Below are 18007 nucleotides of genomic sequence, written 5' to 3' on the forward strand. Positions count from 1 at the left end.
GTAGTTTCTCTGTATAATGTCTTTATATTATGAGGTGACATGATGATAAATGGATACTATTGTACAAATGTTTTTTCTAAGCAGGCAAAAGCAATGATTGAATTTTATAGAAGAGTATTAGAAATACCATATATTAAGACGGATGTTGATGAATCCAATGGAGTCTATCTTGGATTTATAGAACATGCACCATTGCTTTGTATATGGGATTGTGAGGTATTTGATACACAGCCGACTGGATTTCAATCCTTTGTTTTTCAAACAGATAATCTGGATGTAACTATGAAAGGTTTGAAGGAAAAAGGAATTACATTGTCTGATCCTGTTAGATATGACTGGGGAACTTATGAAGTTCGTTTACATGATATTGATGGGAATGAAATCGTTATTGTCGAGCATATCTAATTTATAAATCAGAATTTGAGGAGGGACATCTTTGGAAAAAAGGACAAAAAAGGATATTGTAATTATTATGATATGTAGTACTCTCTTCGCAGCACTATATATCATATTTGAGAATTCAATTATGGAATATGGTAAAAATGCAGAGCTTTCTATATGGTTACGTTTTTTACCTGTATTCGCAATTCAGTTTGGAATGTCATGTTTAGGTATAATCATTGTTTTTATAAAAAACCATGAAAGTCTGTCTACATATGGGGTAGTTAAAAAGCATTCGATACTTTCTATTATTGGATGTTTGGTATGTGCAATTCCAACAGTATTATTTCTATTCTGGAATAAGGAGCTGCATGGATTCTTTCCGTTTCAAGGAATGTTCTTAACCAATGATATATTACAGACACCCATCCCTCAAAATATCATTTTATATTTACTTGTAATGCTTGTGTGGGGCTTTGGTGAGAGTCTCTTTTATGTGATTTTATCGCAGAAGGTGAATTCCTTAAAAAAGCCAAAAGGATTATTGAATGTCGGCGCTTTACTAAGTGCTTTGATTGCTATTTTAATTCATGGAATGCTTGGCTTTGACATGGCTACAATACTCGAAGCTATGGCAACCTTTATCCTGATGTATGGATCCATTGTTGTAAAAGAAAAAACAAAAAATTCAATAGGAAACATTTTGATATTCTTTGTGATTTGGAATGCATTATAAAAATGTTAGTGAATTATTATTTATTATATGGGAGTGTTTAGGCACTTCTGGATAACTAAATCGATTTCATTACTTTATATCTGATAATGTGAAGCCTCAAGACATTGTAAGGGATATGTATGCTGTAGAATTTGTAGACGAAAAGAGGACATAAATATTATGAATGTAGAAAACAGTATTATGGCCACGAAGCAAGGATTTGAGGATAGCTTCTCTTCAAGGGAGTATTACGATAAACAGACACAAGACGGAAATCATTTGAATAATATTCTCGATTTTTTACCATTTAAAGCGAATATGAAGCTTTTAGATTTAGGTACAGGAAGTGGCTATCTGTCTTTCCCTATAGCAAAAAAATATCCAAATAGTTTTATCGTTGGACTGGATATTGTTGAAAAAGCATTAGAAGTCAATCGTTTTAAGGCAAAAGAAGAAAACATCCAAAACATTAGCTTTATAACTTATGACGGTGTTGATTTTCCATTTGCTGATAATGAGTTTGACATGGTTATTTCAAGATATGCATTACATCATTTTCCAGATATACAAAAAAGTATTTCTGAAATTAGCCGTGTCATTAAATCAGATGGCTTCTTGTTTATTTCAGACCCTACACCTAACATCAGTGATACCAGCCGCTTTGTTGATGGGTACATGCAGTTAAAAAAAGATGGTCACATTAAGTTTTATACAAAAGAGGAATGGTTACAAATATGCGGTAAATATGGGCTGCGATTCAAGAAATCTTTTGATAGCACAATTCGATTTCCAAAGAAAAAAGCCACAGCTTACGGATTTGATGAATTATTAAAGAAACATGATAAAGAGATCATTGAGAGTTATGGACTTAAAATAGTGGGAAATGAAATATATATAACTGAACGGGTTAATAATATTTTATTTTATAAACAATAAATAAAGAAGTTGCTGAGGATAAGCGAATGGACGTACAGGTATTCTGGAGTGTTATTGGAAATCACAATGACCAGACAAAATTGATACAAATCGGTTTATTTATTTTTTTGAAATAAGTATGTCTAAAGCGAAATAAACGAATATAAATTTGTGGAGGTATTTTATGTTTAATGAAATATGCATATATGAGGCAAAACTGACCAAGCTAGATGAAATTGAAGAATTGATGAAAGAAGTAGCGGAATTTTACTTGAAGCAAGATGGTGTTATTGATGTACACTATATAAAACGTACTCACCGACAAAAAGATTTCAATGCCGTTAAAGAGGGAGAACTACCTGTTCGTCTTACAAGAAATGTAGGTAAAGTAACATATGTCCTATATTGGGTATTGGAAAATGAAGAAGCTCATGCGAGAGTATCTAAACTTGGGATAGAAAAATTTTACAAACGATGGACTAGATGTTTAACGACAATGCCTAAAATAATCTTAGGGGAGAATATTGTTTGATTTACAAATTCCAGTTTTTTGAACTAGGAAATTAGAATTTGTGAACACAAAAATTCTGTGTTTTTGCGAAGGGAGGATATTGATTTATGTTTTCAATATTAGGTGCAGTATTATTTGGAGTTATAGCAACTATGACAGTTCTTGTTGCGTGTGGTTTACCTTTGGGTGAATTTACAATGGGTGGACAGCATAAAATCTTACCAAAAAAATTTAGAGTTATGGCAGTCATTTCGTTTGCTGTCCAAATTTTTGCAATAATAATTGTTTTGCAAGCAGGAGGTTTTATTTCCTTGTGGTTGTCTTTTAAGGTTACTAAATATATTTGTTTCTTCTTTGCCGCTTATCTATCTTTGAATACGATTATGAACATGGTTTCAAAAAGTAAGAAAGAAAAATATGCTATGACTCCGCTTTCACTTATTGTCGGAATATGTTTTTGGATAACGGCATTTCAGATGTAGTATGTAAAATGAGGATAATCTATGGTGCGTCAAATTCTAGTTTTTAGAAATAATTAGGCATGGTAAAATTAGAGGAGGGGAAATATGAATTTTATTGATAAAGCATATGAGCAACATTTAACAGGAGATGACTTTTTACAAGCTATGTCAAATATTTATGCAGAGCCAGAGGTTTACAAAATTTTAAATAAGTATCCATCGTTCGTGGCAGATGTGATTTTAATTATTGATTATGATACTGCCTTACAAATGGATGGCTTAGATGACATTATAAGTGGAAATTTAAGCAGCAGATATACGGAAATTGTAGCTGCACTTGAACGATGTGGTGCTCAACAGGAAGCCAGCATTTTAAAAAGGGCGAAAGAATTATATAATACAAATAGAGATAGTTACGATGAGGAGTACGATGCTATATTTAACCAAATTGCCTTACATAATGATTATGATGGGTTTTGGGATATAATCAGAGCATATATTGATAAAAATTTACATTAGACTATTCGGAATTTTACAGGAGGTACATATGAAAAAGTCGATAACATTTATTTTAGTATTGTTTTTTACTTCTGCTTTCGTAGGTTGTGGAAAGAATGATACTCACAGGATAAACATTACTGTACCTGCTGGAAGTTCAGAGGATTTCATTTACTCGGACAAAGAACTATAGGCAACAGGAAATAATATTACTATCTCTTCTGGTGAAGGATCGGGAAATACGTCGGTGATTTTACAGCCAGTTAATGAAATGATAGAAACTGGATATGAAGCAACATATCTAACTCCTGGAATGCCCGTTGAATTTGATGCGGTAAAGGAAGAATGGTTCAAAATAGGTGTAATGATACCGATGCAGATATAACTGTTTATGTTGATGTTGAGGACGTAGAGGTCAGGATTGAATAAGTTCCAGTTTATCTGGAAATAAATTAGAATTCATGGAGGAGTTTATGGAGATAAGAAAAGCAACAGAATTAGATAGAAATGATATAGCCTTTATTTATGCAGATGCTTTTTCAGAGGATTGGAAACAACTTTCTACAGATATTGAAAAAATGACAAGAGCATTAAGAAATGGACATATTCTAAATAATTATATTGTAGCAGTATGTGATGAAAGGGTTGTTGCTTTTATAGCTTTGGTGACTGATGAAGTTAGAGCATTTCATATACCTATAAAAGATTTTCAAAAAGAATTCGGCTTTTTTAAAGGATATATGGTAGGCATGGCTATGAAAAATGATATGGAGAAACAAATTCCATTAGATAAGGGAATGGCATATATAGATATAATTGGTGTGTGTAAAGATTATCAACATAAAGGCATAGCAAGTTCTTTAATTGATTATGTGTTTAATAATTATGAATATTCTTCATATCTTCTTTCTGTAACAAATATCAACAAGAAAGCAATAGCGTGTTATAGAAAAAAAGACTTCAAAGAAGTTAGACGTGAAAAAGTGAAATATTCGAAGCAAAGAGGTTTTTCAGAATATTTATATATGGTCTACCATGTAAATAAATAAAAGTAGTATTAAAGTTTGTATAGAGGTAAATTAGAATTTATAATATACGATTAAGAAAGATTACAAGTATTGTATGAGCAGAAATAGAATTTCAATTATTTTTTTAATAGTTATTTAAAAGGAGAAGTATATAATGAAAAATGGATTCCAGTTTTTAATTTATAAAATTCCTAACGATGAAATGTCAGTAAATGCGCTAATAAAAGATGAGACAATTTGGTTGACTCAAAAAGGAATGTCAGAATTATTTGGAGTTGGTATTCCTGCAATAAGTAAACACTTAAAGAACATATTTGATGAGCAAGAATTAGATGAAAAAGTGGTTATTTCCAAAATGGAAATAACCACTCAACATGGAGCAATGAGTAACAGGCAACAAAAAAAACTAACACGATTTTATAATCTAGATGCTATCATATCAGTTGGATACCGAATTAATTCAAAACGAGCTACAAATTTTAGAATATGGGCAACAAGCGTTTTAAAGGAATATATGATAAAAGGATTTGTGTTAGATGATGAAAGATTGAAACAAGGTGAAACAGCGTTTGGCAAAGACTATTTTAGAGAACTTCTTGAAAGAGTACGTTCAATTCGTGCGAGTGAAAGAAGAATATGGCAACAAATCACCGATATCTATGCTGAATGTAGCATAGATTATGATAGTGAGTCACCAACTACTCGTGATTTCTATGCAATGGTTCAAAATAAGTTTCATTATGCTATTACTGGTCAGACTGCCGCAGAGATTATTTTTTCAAAGGCCGATCATAATGAGGAAAATATGGGATTAACAACATGGAAAAATTCTCCTGATGGACGTATTTTAAAAAGTGATGTTACGATTGCTAAGAACTATTTAAGTGAAAAACAAATAAGACAATTAGAACGTACTGTCACTGGATATTTTGATTATATTGAAGAACTACATTTACTATGAATGATTTTGCGATAAGTATTAATGAATTCTTATCTTTTAGAAAATATGATATATTACAGGGTAAAGGCTCCATTTCAAAGAGTCAAGCAGACATGAAAGCTATATTAGAATATGATGATTTTAATAAAAATCAACATATAATATCGGACTTTGATAAAGAACTTAAAAAGTTAATAAAAAAATAGGTACTTTGATTTATAAGATAAATTTCAATTTGTTAAACTGGAAAATTAGAATTTGAGGCATTGGAATACAGCATAAGTTAAGATATGAAATGTGGAGGTGTATGATGAGGAAAGATTATAAGAACTTAATTTCATTTTTACTTATCGCATTTTTGCTCCCTTTTATATCTGTTTTTGCTCAAAAAATAATAAGAAACAAATCCGTTTCCTTTGTTCTTTTTGGAATACAAGCTGCCGCTCCAACATTATCAGCGATTGTAACATTACTTTTTAACAAAAAGGGAAATAAGTTTTTGAAAACAATGTTTGGAAAAGAATATCTACAAAGGGCCATCCTTCTCCCACTTATTGTTGCTTCCGCGACAATGTTTTTGGCAAAGCTGATTTTTTGTGTTTTGTTTAAAGCAGATTTAGGATTAAAGAGTATTTCAGTTGTTCAGTTGGTGATGATTATTTGGGCGCTTTTTGCAGAGGAAATAGGATGGCGTGGATATTTGGAACCATTGCTGATAAAGATTGGTATCAATAAAAGAATTGTTCCCGGTATTGTAGGAATGATATGGTGCTTATGGCATTATCATTACTTTATTCAGGGGAGTATACAGGTGCCGGTTCTGTTGTTTTTTATAAGCTGTATTATTGAAAGCTATATTTATAGTTTTTTAATGTGTACGACAAGGAATAATATAGTGTCAGCAATGACTTACCATTATGGATGGAATTTATTTATCCATATAGTGGCAATAAACCCTGCCGATAACAGCGGAAATATATTTCCGTATTTTATTATGGTTATATTAGAAACGTTTGTTGTGTTTATATTCTGGAGCATTAGGGAAATAAAGGAAATTCCAGTTTGTCATACTGCAAAATGAGACTTGTAAGAATCTAAACAAATGAAAGGAGCATAGGATCATGAAAATGCCAACAGGGAAAATTGATACTAGCATGTTTGCCCCTTGTGGAATGAATTGTAAAACTTGTTATAAGCATTGCTATCATAAAAAGCCATGTGCTGGGTGTTTAAATAGTGACCTTGGAAAACCAGAGCATTGTCGCAAATGCAAAATCAAAGCTTGTGTCAAAGAAAAAAATTATCCTATTGTTATGAGTGCTTAAATTATCCATGTAAACTAATAAAAAATCTTGAGAAAAGCTATAACAAGAGATATCAAGCTAGCCTCATGGAACATAGTGCTTTCGTAAAAGAATATGGATTAGATAAGTTTATGGAGCAACAGAAAATTAAATACACTTGCCTTAAATGTGGCGGTATAATTTCTATACATGACAGGGAATGTAGTGAGTGCCAAGAAAAAATGAAATAGGTAAGTTAGAGCTTCTGGGGCTGTATAAGTACGCTCTTTATTGGAATAAGGAATCTTCAAACCATACCGCAGAGTAAGATGATATGAGAAATGCCAGTATACAAATGAATATTTGCAGGACTTTAATCTCGTAATTAGTTAAAAAAGTAGTAGTGAAAAGGAAAATTATCAGGTAAAAAATGGAACTAGCTTATAGAAAAGCGATAAAAGAAGATGTGAATTTATTGATCGTTATTTATAATGCTTCATTTTATAATGATTTTATTGGATAATGTCCTGGTTATGGGAAAACAAAAGAAGAAATGGAAGCTTCTATTGAAGATTCTATCAAATATATTGTGATATATGGTACAATTCCTGTAGGGATAATTTCAGTTTCTGAAAAAACAAAAGGATACTATCATCTTGGCTGTCTGTGTGTTATCCCTAAATATCAGGGAATGGGAATAGACACGCAGTTATTTCGATATATATTATCTGTTTTACCAGACTGGAAGCAAATTACCCTGATTACGCCTGTTGATAAAGAACAGATTATAAAATTTTATACTAGAAGATGTGGATTTCGTCTCGGAAATAAAGTGAAGGTAGAAAACGTTGAAGTTGTAAACTTTTATATGAAGCGTGATATTCCAGTATATCTAGAAGAAAAACAAAAATTCGAAAAGGAGATATTTGATGAGAAGTTTAGATAGTATGTTAAACATTGGAAAAGAAATGAAAGCAAAGCTTTTCTCAATCGGTGTTGTTTCAGCGGAAGACTTAATTAGACTAGGAAGTAAAGAAGTATATTCTCAATTAAAAGAACGATATCCAAACGTTTGCTTAGTTCATCTATACGCATTGCAAGGTGCTATTGATCATATTGCCTATGATAAGCTTTCAGATGAAGTTAAACTTGTTTTAAAGCAATTTAGTGACAGTATGAAAGAAAAATAGTACTGCACAAATATGGAGATGTTATGGTTAGAGATATTTATGAGTATGAATTAAATAATTTATTGCATTTGTATATACATTTACACGAGGAATCCGTTCCTGAAATGACAGAGGATTTGAAGAAAACATGGCAATCCATTATGAACGATAAAAACCATCATATTGTCGTTAATGAAATTGATGGTAGAATAGTTTCATCATGTGTATGTGTAGTTATTCCAAATTTGACAAGGAATGTTAGACCATATGCATTTATTGAAAATGTAGTTACACATAGTGACTATAGAGGTAAGGGGTATGCTACAGAATGTCTGCATTATTCTAAAGAGATTGCAGAAAAATCCAATTGTTATAAAATGATGTTACTAACAGGCGCAAAAGATGAGACAACTTTAAAATTTTATCATAAGGCTGGCTATAACAGCTTAGATAAGACAGCATATATTCAATGGCTATAGTGATAAATCCAAGCTGTTAAAATCAGAAAAAATATGAGAAATGGAATATGAGCTTTGCTTTTATTTTAAATACCTTTGAATAGATGAAATTCAGTTTCTTTGTATGTTTAAAGGCAGGACCAGATGGTACATTTCAGTAATTAGAAATGCATACAACAAGAGAAAAAGCCATTGAGGTTAAAACGGTGATTAGGTATCAATAACTTAAAATTTAGGAGGATATGATGAGAGAACTATTTGAGAAATTTCCATATTTGGAAAATGATAAAGTGATTATAAAAAAAATGGAAGTAAATGATGTTGAAGCGCTCGCAGAGATTAGCAATAATGATAATGTATATAGGTTTATACCTCCATTTTTATATAAGAAAAGCAAGAAAGTATTAGGAACTGCAATTAAAAATTTGGGTAAAAGGGATTTTGAAAAGAAAAAGCTCATAATTGCAGGCGTTTATTTAAAGGATAACCCTAATAAACTGGTGGGTTTAGCAGAAATGTTTGATTACAAAAAAAGAGAAAACAAGATCACAATCGGCTATAGAGTAAATGAAGGTTATTGGAATAAGAGGATAGCAACAAATACTTTAAAGCTAATGGTTGATTATTTAGTGGACGAAATTGGTATTACAACACTTAACGCCTTTGTTATGCCAGAAAATGTATATTCATCGAAAATATTATTAAATAATGGATTTGTCAAAGAGGATTATACGATAAAGGAGAAGAACTGGGGCGGTCAGAAAATCGTATCTGTTGATGTATACACATTCAGAAAGATGTAGACAGTTTTCAGTTTCCAGAAGAAATTAAAAAAGTCAAAATTAAAAGTTATTAAAGCCATGAAGGGAATTGATATAATGAATTCAGCTCGAAAAGTGCTTGTGACGGGTGGAACTGTTTTCGTCAGCAGATATTGCAGAGTATTATGTTAAAAATAAGTATGATGTTTATGTGCTTAACAGAAATAATAAAATACAGCCCAAAGGTGTAACGCTTATTCAAGCTGATAGACACAATTTAACTAATCAGCTACAGAATTATCATTTTGATATCGTAATCGATACTGCATATACTTCTGATGAAGTCACAAAATTACTTGATGCATTAGGCAGTTATGATGATTATATTCTCATTAGTTCAAGTGCTGTGTATTCAGAAAAAAATCCGCAGCCTTTCAATGAAGCTGCTGCATTAGCGGTTAATAAATATTGGGGGAAATACGGAACTGATAAAATAGAAGCGGAAGAAGCTTTATTAGAAAGGAATCCAAATGCATATATTCTTAGACCGCCATATTTATATGGACCGATGAATAATGTATATAGGGAAGCATTTGTATTTGATTGTGCTTTAGCTGGCAGAACGTTTTATTTGCCTAAAGCCGGTGAGATGAAATTGCAATTTTTTCATGTTCATGATTTATGTAGATTTATTGATGTCCTTATAGAAATCAAACTCTCTCGGCATATTTTTAATGTCGGAAATAAAGACATGCTATCTATTCGTAGATGGGTTGAGCTTTGTTATCAGGTTGTTGGAAGTCAGGCAGAATTTGTCAATGTGTATAAAGATATTGAGCAAAAAAATTACTTTAGTTTTTATGAATATGAATATCAGCTTGATGTTTCAGAATTATATAAACTCATGCCGAATGTAAAACCAATATCCACAGGATTAAAAGAATCATTTGGCTGGTACAAAAATAATATGGAAGAAGTTAATAAAAGACCATATTTTGATTATATTGATAAGAACTTGATGTAAATAGGATAAAATCTATGTTTGTATAAGTTGTGGAGGAGTGCACCTTGTTCAGCAACTAGTCAATGAGGTATGATTGGCAAATACTATATTTCTATGCTTCCAGCTATTTTGGGTGGGGGTATTCGCTTATTCAAAAGGGCTGAAAAAGAAATAAGACTGAAACCGTATAAAACGCAAACCTACAACGGAATAACAGATTTGGTTTATCTTCGTAAATAAATCGAAAACTGTGAGGAAACAGTGTATAGCTTTACTTCTGATGTACTCTGGAAAATCATTTTGGAGAAGTGAGAACTGCTATTTTGGCAGCTGAAGAATATAAAAGGATTGATCGGATCGATTGAAAACTATATTGTAGTATCCTTTGGAATATCAAGTGATTTGGAAAAGATAAAATGCAAAAAAAGATCGGAGGACAAGGTGTGGAGCTTAGAAGGTATCAGCAGGCAGACTGCAAAGAGCTGACAGAATTGTTTTATAATACGGTACATATTGTGAATGCAAAAGATTATACAGAGGAACAGTTAAATGTATGGGCAACAAGACAGGTGGATTCGGACAGATGGAACCTGTTACTACAAAAGCATTATAGTATTGTTGCTGTTGAAAATGATCGTATCGTAGGCTTTGGTGATATGGATAAAACAGGTTATCTTGACCACTTATATGTTCATGTGAGCTTTCAGGGGCACGGTATTGCTACAGCTATTTGTGACCGACTCGAGCGCTTTGTTGAAGGGAATATAACGACACATGCTTCTATTACAGCCAGACCTTTCTTTGAAAAAAGAGGCTACAGGGTTGTAAAGGAGCAGGAGGTAGAGAGAAGCGGAGTTGTTCTTACAAACTATGTTATGATAAAGGAACGATAAAAACAGGATTGCCTAAGAAGAATATGCCTGCTTTGTTTGATGTTTAAAACATTTATAAACATGGATGAAATGTTAAGACTAAATGGTATAATGGGAAATGACATCCAAAAGGAGGGCTTGCGCTATGGGAACTTACATAAATCCAAACAATGACCTTTTCAAACAAATTAAAGAATAAGATATATGTTGATAAATCTTTGTTGATTGAAAAAACAAATGAGATCATTTGTAGTAATGAATCAAAATTATGTGTTTCACGCCCTAGACGTTTTGGAAAATCGACGGATTCCTGTATGCTGGCTGCCTATTATTCAAAGGGTGCAGATTCCTCATCGATATTTAATTCCCTAAACATTGCACAATCTGATTCCTATTGGGAACATCTGAACAAGCATAATGATTTATTTGAATATGCAGGACTTTTTAACAGGCTCAAAATCTTGTGCTGATTTAGTTAAGCTTATTACAATAAAGGTGGCAAAGGAGCTGGAACAAGAATTTGATGTTCCCATAGAAGGACTATCTGTTTTTCATTCTATCTGATATTTACGCTATGACAAAAGCTAGCTTTGTCTTTATCATTGATGAATGGGACTGTATCTTTCGTACCTCAAAAAAAAGAAGATTATGAAACATATTTAGATTTTTTTAGAACCTTGTTAAAGGATAAACCCTATGTTGATCCTGCTTCTTTAGCAAAATATAAGAATAATATCATTATGGTAGGGATCAATTACGATAAAGAAACAAAGAAGCATACATGTATCATCGAATAAAGGAAGCAAAGGAACAATTTCAAGGTTGTTCCTTTTTCTTAACAAAGGAGCTGATCGTAATCATGTGTTTTTATGTTATCTTTCTTCCTTCTCTTGAAATTTCCCTTCAATAAGGGTAAACTTATCACATGAAGTTTTTTGTCAAGGCAGGGAAAAGGGTATGTTTGGATATATAGTCGTCAATAAACCAGAACTAAAAATTAAGGATTTTGATACCTATCAGTCTTTTTACTGCGGATTATGCAAAGCTCTGCATGAGGATTTCGGACGCAGAGGACAGCTGACATTGAATTTCGATCTGACCTTCCTGGCAATTTTACTCACTGCACTGTATGAGCCGAAAGATCAAATAGTCACAGAGCGCTGTGTTGTTCATCCATTACATTGTCATGTGAAGCGTGATAATGCGTACATCCGCTATGCGGCAGATATGACAATTATTCTGACCTATCTGAAATGCGAGGATGACTGGAAGGATGAACACCGTCTGCAGGCAAAGACGATGCTGCACCTATTAAAGAGGCAAATGCGGCGTATGGAGCAAGCCTATCCGGATAAGATAAAAAGCATTCGTCAGGCATTGGAGAAAACTGCTCAGCTTGAAAAGGAACAGAGCCGTGATCTGGACCAGCTGTCCGCACAAAGTGGCATCATGATGGCGGAGATTGTAACGTATAAGCAGGATGAATGGTATGATGTGCTGTACCGGCTGGGAGATTATCTGGGAAGATTCATTTACATCATGGATGCTTATGATGATGTGGAGGAAGATAGAAAGCAGGGACAGTTCAATCCGTTTCTGGAGGAATGCGAACGGGATGGGTTTGATGAGCGTGTAAAAACCATACTGGAGCTGATGATTTCCAATAGTGCGGATGCGTTTGAAACGCTGCCAATTCTGCAGCATGCGGATATATTGCGCAATATCCTGTATGCGGGAATCTGGACAAAATATGAAATGGTAAGAAAGAAAAGAACAGGTGAAAAAGATGGATGATCCGTTTAAGATATTAGGGGTGTCAAGGGATGCCAGCGAGGATGATATCAAGCGCGCTTATCGGCAGCTTGCAAAGAAATATCATCCGGATGTGAATAAGGAGCCCAATGCGGAAGAAAAATTCAAACAGATTCAGAATGCATATCAGCAGGCACTGGACTATAAAAAGAACGGCAATGCTTCCTGGCAGAGCTTCAACGGCTATCAGCAGCAAAGCAGCTATCAGCAGTCATTTTCCAATGAATATCAGGCAGCGGTCAGCTATATTAACATGGGCCGCTTTCAGGAAGCAATCAATATACTAAACGGTATTCAGAACCGGGATGCATCGTGGTACTATCTGTATGCAATCAGCAACTACAGCATTGGAAATCAGATAGCCGCAATGGATGCGGCAGAGCGGGCATGTCAGATGGATCCTTCCAACCAGCAGTACCGCCAGCTGTATGCACAGATGCAAAACGGCAGAGCACGCTATCAGGGCATGCAGAGTCCCTTCAGCGGCGGCGGATCCAATTTTTGCTGTCAGTTGATTTTATGCAATATGTGTCTTGGAGGCGGCTGCTGTCCGGGCGTATATATGTGCAGATAGGCTAGTACACAATTTTAAAACATACAGGAATCTGCTTCTATAAAGAAACGGGTTCTTTTTTTGTTCAACTAGCAGAGTCGCTTAAATTCCATTTTGATAGCATGCAGGAATATGCGGCAGGAAATAGCGGCAATCCGTATGCTTTCCATATGAGGAAAAGCGTTCTTATTCACAGCCCTTTGAAACATGGAGAAATATCAGCATTTGAGAGAAACTGATCGTATAGGCTGTGTTACATAAGCCCCATATTCAAATTGTTCTAGGTAAAGAAACAGATAAGACCTGCCAGTAAATCGTAGTGCAAAAGCAGTATATTTGTGAAAATTTACACGATAAGGATTGACAAAGTAAAGATTTAGAGTATGATATATATGGATATTAACCAAGGGTAACATTTGGAAAGTTGGGTATGCTTATGACAACATTGGATAACATAAAACCGGGGCAGGGTGGTATCATCCGTGCAGTCGGAGGAGAGGGAGCGCTTCGCAGACGTCTGCTGGATATGGGACTTACGCCGCGTACAAATATTTACGTAAATAAGGTTGCGCCTATGGGGGATCCCATGGAATTAAACCTGCGGGGCTATGTACTGACGCTGCGGCTGGAGGATGCTGCAAAAATTGAAGTGGATACGGAGGCTGTGAAATGAAGGATGTACTGATCGCATTAGCCGGAAATCAGAACTGTGGGAAAACGACACTGTTCAACCGTCTTACAGGCAGCAATCAGCATGTGGGTAATTTTCCCGGTGTAACGGTTGAAAAGAAAATGGGGCAAATCAAATCCTTTAAGGAGGCTTCTCTGGTGGATTTGCCGGGTATTTATTCCCTGTCACCCTATACGAGTGAGGAGGTAGTGACAAGAGACTTTATTCTGAAGGAGAATCCGGATATTATCATCAATATCGTGGATGCCACGAATATTGAACGAAACCTCTATTTGTCTTTGCAGCTGATGGAGCTGCAAAAGCCTATGGTGATTGCGCTGAATATGATGGATGAGGTGACTGCCAGCGGAAACAGCATTGATGTAGAGAAGCTGAGCCGACACCTGCGCTGTCCTGTCGTACCGATCTCTGCCAGTAAAAATGAGGGCATTGACGATCTGATTCGCGTTGTAAAGAAACAGATTCGAGAGGAAAAACAGGCGGTGAATCTGGATTTCTGTACGGGTGAGGTACATCGTGCCATTCACTCGATTGCTCATATCATAGAGGATCATGCAAGGAATGCGAAGGTGCCTATGCGTTTTGCTTCTACTAAGCTGGTGGAAGGCGATGAACCGATGCAGCAGGAGCTGCATTTGCATCAGGACGATATCGACATCATAGAAAAAATAGTCAAAAGCATGGAGGATGCGCTGCAGACAGACCGCGAGGCGGCACTTGCGGATATGCGCTATTCCTATATTGAGGAGCTGGTGGCAGATTGCGTTGTCAAGGTGCATGAATCCACAGCACAGGTGCGCAGTGAGAAAATTGACAAGCTTCTGACCCATAAATATTTCGGTATTCCGATATTTATACTGATCATGCTGTGTATTTTTTATCTGACCTTTGGGCCAATCGGAGGTACGCTGCAGACATTGCTGGAGGATGGAATTGCGGTGGCAACCGAACAGCTTGCTCAGCTTCTGGCCTCCATACAGGTCAGTGACTGGCTGCAGGCACTGATCATTGACGGAATCTGCAACGGTGTGGGAAGCGTATTGTCCTTCCTTCCGGTTATTGTTACGCTGTTCTTCTTTCTGTCATTATTGGAGGATAGCGGCTATATGGCACGTGTTGCCTTCGTTATGGATAAGCTGCTGCGAAAGATTGGATTGTCGGGCAGGAGCTTTGTCCCAATGCTGATCGGCTTTGGATGCAGTGTTCCCGCTATCATGTCCGCTCGTACGCTAAGCAGTGAACGTGACCGGAAAATGACGATCGTGGTAACGCCGTTTATGTCCTGCAGTGCAAAGCTGCCAATCTACGGTATGATAACAGCCGCATTCTTTCCGGATGATACGGCACTGATTTTGATCAGTGTGTATCTGATTGGAGTTCTTGTCGCTATTTTATCTGCCCTCCTGTTGAAAAATACGATATGTAAGGGAGACAGCGTGCCCTTTGTAATGGAGCTGCCCTCTTATCGCATTCCAAGTGCGAAAAGCGTTATCCTGCATATGTGGGAGAAGGCAAAGGATTTTCTGCGCAAAGCGTTTACCATTATTTTCGTAGCAAGTATCGTGATCTGGTTTTTACAGAGCTATGATTTTTCCTTTACTGCAGTGGCAGATTCCGCAGATTCCATGCTTGCCAGTATCGGCTCCTGGATTTCTCATATATTCGCACCGATTGGCTTTGCGGACTGGCGGGCAAGTACGGCGCTTGTGACGGGTATTACGGCTAAGGAAAGTGTCGTATCCACCCTGAGTGTGCTGACGCAGACAAGCAGCGATGCAGGGCTGAGTGCTGCTCTGCAGACAATCTTCACACCGGTATCTGCGTTTGCTTATTTGTGTTTCACCGTTTTGTATATGCCCTGTGTTGCAGCCTTTGCGGCTACCAGACGGGAGCTGGGTTCATTGAAACAGGCGCTTGCCACAGTTGCATATCAAACGCTGACGGCGTATATTGTCGCATTCCTGGTATTTCAGATTGGGCGTATATTCTTTTGAGTGGACAACAACCTGTTAAGCGCATATACTAATAGGGAACAGGATGTGATAGCATGAATATTGCGGATATTATTGTTATTGCAGTATTGCTTATAATACTGGCAGGAATCGTTTATCTGACAAGACCTAAAAAGGGAAAAGACTCTGCCTGCGGCTCCTGTCACAGCGATTGCTCCAGCTGCTCGGCTTTTTCCAGCTTTTATGAGGATTATAAAAAGGATCAGGAACAGAAATAAGCTGCCTACAGCTGTTTCTGTTTTTTTCACCTTTTTCGTGCGATAACAGCGATTGACAACACAGTGCATTCTCCGTAAACAAAATGGGAAACCTGTGATATAGTATAGGTATTCAGGAAAGCAGGTGTGTTTATGATCATAGCGTATAAAAATAAAAGACCTTCCATAGATAAGGAAGCCTATGTATCCAGCAATGCCACCGTCATAGGTGATGTAGCATTGGAAAAGGGAAGCTCTGTCTGGTTTCATACCGTCGTTCGCGGGGACAAGGATCATATCCATATTGGAGAGAACAGCAATGTGCAGGATAATTGTACTCTGCATACCGATCCCCAGCATGTGCTTACGATTGGTAAGCGTGTTACCATAGGGCATAATGCTGTACTTCACGGCTGTCATATTGCAGATGAGGTATTGGTAGGTATGGGGGCCATCATACTAAACGGAGCATGCATTGGCTCGCATAGCATCATCGGAGCAGGAGCACTGGTGAAGGAAGGACAGATGATCCCTGAAAACAGTCTTGCCGTAGGCAGCCCTGCCAGGGTGATTCGCAACGTCCGTAAGGAGCAGATCGACGAGATTCTGGAAAATGCAGAGCACTATGCAGCGCTCGCTCAGGAATATAAGGAACATGATGTTTGAAAATCACGTATAACTGAAGCACTCCCTTCCATACTAATGGTGACAAAGGAGTGAGAATATGTTTGAACACAAGAAAAAGTTATTACATCCGGTTAAGGTAGAACGTCCAAATCCACAATACGCTGTATTGATGCAGGAGCAGTTAGGTGGAAACAACGGGGAGCTGAAGGCAGCTATGCAGTATCTGTCCCAGAGCTTCCGTGCACAGGATCCGGTTTTTAAGGATTTATTTCTGGATATCGGAACAGAGGAGCTAAGTCACATGGAAATGGTCGCAGAAACCATAAACCTGTTGAATGGCGGAGATGTAGATTACAAGCAGGTAAAGGTTGGCGAAATCGAAAGCATGGTGACGTTCGGTCTGAATCCGGCACTGGTGAATTCCAGCGGAAACCCTTGGACTGCTGATTATGTTACTGTAACGGGAGACCTGGCAGCTGATCTGCTTGCGGATATCGCCAGTGAACAGCGTGCCAAGGTCGTATACGAGTATTTGTATCGTCAGATTGATGACAAATATGTTAAGGAAACGATTATGTTCCTGCTGGAGCGTGAGGAAGCACACAATGCTCTGTTCTGCGAGGCGTTGAATAAAATCACCGATGATGGCAGCAATAAGAGCTTTGGTATGAGTGAGGACAGCCGTTTGTATTTCGACTTATCCAAGCCTGGACGCTATTTTGACGATCCCGATCCGAAAGCACCGAAAATGGCCAATGCCAAGGATTCCAAAAGCACCAAAAGCAAAACGAAAAAGAAATAAAATACAATATGGAAAGCCGCTTAGAATACAGGCGGTTTTTTTATGCGAGAAAGTCCCTGTATTGCTTCATAAAAAAGATACAGAGGCAGACAGGTGCAGGAAGAGTGAGCCTTATAACATCCATGAACATAACTGTTTCTGGTTGAAGCTCTATAACAATATCACCGTTATCATAAAAGGTATGTTTTATATCCATCCGTTTGAATTTGCCCTTCAGAGATAGGCAGTGAAGCTAGCCGCAAGCTTGTCCCTATTCGCTCCTTACACGATTCTTCTGTAAAGGAGGGAGATTTTATAGTGTTTCATTTATTTTCAGAA

20 protein-coding genes and 5 pseudogenes are annotated in these 18007 nt (G+C 36.5%); all 25 read left to right on the forward strand.

The annotated features are described in order from the left end of the window. The first annotated feature begins 42 nt into the window (after positions 1-42). Entirely contained in the window at positions 43-405 is a 363-nt protein-coding gene (locus tag GKZ87_08740; protein QSI27924.1) for a glyoxalase/bleomycin resistance/dioxygenase family protein, read from the forward strand. A gap of 31 nt (positions 406-436) precedes the next feature. Then, positions 437-1117, forward strand: a complete 681-nt coding sequence (locus GKZ87_08745) for a hypothetical protein (protein ID QSI25560.1) — start codon at positions 437-439, stop codon at positions 1115-1117. A gap of 159 nt (positions 1118-1276) precedes the next feature. Beyond that, positions 1277-2032 (forward strand): methyltransferase domain-containing protein, encoded by a 756-nt coding sequence (locus tag GKZ87_08750; GenBank protein ID QSI25561.1) that lies wholly within the window; start codon positions 1277-1279, stop codon positions 2030-2032. 163 nt (positions 2033-2195) lie between these two features. Continuing rightward, positions 2196-2543, forward strand: a complete 348-nt coding sequence (locus GKZ87_08755) for a hypothetical protein (GenBank protein QSI25562.1) — start codon at positions 2196-2198, stop codon at positions 2541-2543. A gap of 86 nt (positions 2544-2629) precedes the next feature. Then, the gene (locus GKZ87_08760; GenBank protein QSI25563.1) at positions 2630-3004 is read left to right on the forward strand and encodes a hypothetical protein; all 375 of its coding nucleotides are present in this window, start codon (positions 2630-2632) and stop codon (positions 3002-3004) included. Positions 3005-3088: 84 nt separating this feature from the next. Continuing rightward, on the forward strand, positions 3089-3502 hold the full coding sequence (locus GKZ87_08765; protein ID QSI25564.1) for a hypothetical protein: 414 nt from the start codon (positions 3089-3091) through the stop codon (positions 3500-3502). A 28-nt stretch (positions 3503-3530) separates the two neighbouring features. After that, a pseudogene (locus GKZ87_08770) lies at positions 3531-3910 on the forward strand (hypothetical protein). Between the two features lie 44 nt (positions 3911-3954). After that, the gene (locus GKZ87_08775) at positions 3955-4530 is read left to right on the forward strand and encodes a GNAT family N-acetyltransferase (protein ID QSI25565.1); all 576 of its coding nucleotides are present in this window, start codon (positions 3955-3957) and stop codon (positions 4528-4530) included. A gap of 133 nt (positions 4531-4663) precedes the next feature. Continuing rightward, a pseudogene (locus tag GKZ87_08780) lies at positions 4664-5655 on the forward strand (cell filamentation protein Fic). 89 nt (positions 5656-5744) lie between these two features. Then, positions 5745-6530: a CPBP family intramembrane metalloprotease gene (locus GKZ87_08785; protein QSI25566.1), complete on the forward strand. Its 786-nt coding sequence runs from the start codon at positions 5745-5747 to the stop codon at positions 6528-6530. A gap of 40 nt (positions 6531-6570) precedes the next feature. Continuing rightward, positions 6571-6983 (forward strand): annotated as a pseudogene (locus GKZ87_08790) (DUF3795 domain-containing protein). Positions 6984-7162: 179 nt separating this feature from the next. Next, positions 7163-7678: pseudogene (locus GKZ87_08795) on the forward strand (GNAT family N-acetyltransferase). Beyond that, positions 7662-7922 carry a hypothetical protein gene (locus GKZ87_08800; GenBank protein ID QSI25567.1) on the forward strand — a complete coding sequence of 87 codons (261 nt, stop codon included), beginning with the start codon at positions 7662-7664 and terminating at the stop codon, positions 7920-7922. Before GKZ87_08795 ends, GKZ87_08800 begins: the two are co-directional and overlap by 17 nt. 23 nt (positions 7923-7945) lie before the next feature. Continuing rightward, a complete protein-coding gene (locus tag GKZ87_08805) occupies positions 7946-8380 on the forward strand; it encodes a GNAT family N-acetyltransferase (protein ID QSI25568.1) in 435 nt (144 codons plus the stop codon). Positions 8381-8601: 221 nt separating this feature from the next. Next, positions 8602-9162 (forward strand): GNAT family N-acetyltransferase, encoded by a 561-nt coding sequence (locus GKZ87_08810; protein QSI25569.1) that lies wholly within the window; start codon positions 8602-8604, stop codon positions 9160-9162. A 57-nt stretch (positions 9163-9219) separates the two neighbouring features. Further along, a pseudogene (locus GKZ87_08815) lies at positions 9220-10144 on the forward strand (NAD-dependent epimerase/dehydratase family protein). Positions 10145-10566: 422 nt separating this feature from the next. Further along, complete coding sequence (locus GKZ87_08820) at positions 10567-11016, forward strand: GNAT family N-acetyltransferase (protein ID QSI25570.1); 450 nt, start codon at positions 10567-10569, stop codon at positions 11014-11016. Positions 11017-11165: 149 nt separating this feature from the next. Beyond that, positions 11166-11465 (forward strand): AAA family ATPase, encoded by a 300-nt coding sequence (locus GKZ87_08825; GenBank protein ID QSI25571.1) that lies wholly within the window; start codon positions 11166-11168, stop codon positions 11463-11465. Between the two features lie 487 nt (positions 11466-11952). Continuing rightward, complete coding sequence (locus tag GKZ87_08830; protein QSI25572.1) at positions 11953-12789, forward strand: hypothetical protein; 837 nt, start codon at positions 11953-11955, stop codon at positions 12787-12789. Then, entirely contained in the window at positions 12782-13381 is a 600-nt protein-coding gene (locus GKZ87_08835; GenBank protein QSI27925.1) for a DnaJ domain-containing protein, read from the forward strand. Before GKZ87_08830 ends, GKZ87_08835 begins: the two co-directional genes overlap by 8 nt. A 415-nt stretch (positions 13382-13796) precedes the next feature. Continuing rightward, positions 13797-14033, forward strand: coding sequence for a ferrous iron transport protein A (locus GKZ87_08840; GenBank protein QSI25573.1), 237 nt, complete (start codon positions 13797-13799; stop codon positions 14031-14033). Continuing rightward, on the forward strand, positions 14030-16045 hold the full coding sequence (gene feoB, locus GKZ87_08845; GenBank protein QSI25574.1) for a ferrous iron transport protein B: 2016 nt from the start codon (positions 14030-14032) through the stop codon (positions 16043-16045). Before GKZ87_08840 ends, feoB begins: the two co-directional genes overlap by 4 nt. A gap of 53 nt (positions 16046-16098) precedes the next feature. After that, a complete protein-coding gene (locus tag GKZ87_08850) occupies positions 16099-16281 on the forward strand; it encodes a FeoB-associated Cys-rich membrane protein (protein ID QSI25575.1) in 183 nt (60 codons plus the stop codon). Positions 16282-16413: 132 nt separating this feature from the next. Next, entirely contained in the window at positions 16414-16926 is a 513-nt protein-coding gene (locus GKZ87_08855) for a gamma carbonic anhydrase family protein (protein ID QSI25576.1), read from the forward strand. 58 nt (positions 16927-16984) lie between these two features. Next, positions 16985-17689, forward strand: a complete 705-nt coding sequence (locus tag GKZ87_08860; protein ID QSI25577.1) for a manganese catalase family protein — start codon at positions 16985-16987, stop codon at positions 17687-17689. Positions 17690-18007 lie beyond the last annotated feature (318 nt).

This window comes from Erysipelotrichaceae bacterium 66202529 (genome assembly GCA_017161075.1).
Lineage (GTDB): Bacteria > Bacillota_I > Bacilli_A > Erysipelotrichales > Erysipelotrichaceae > Clostridium_AQ.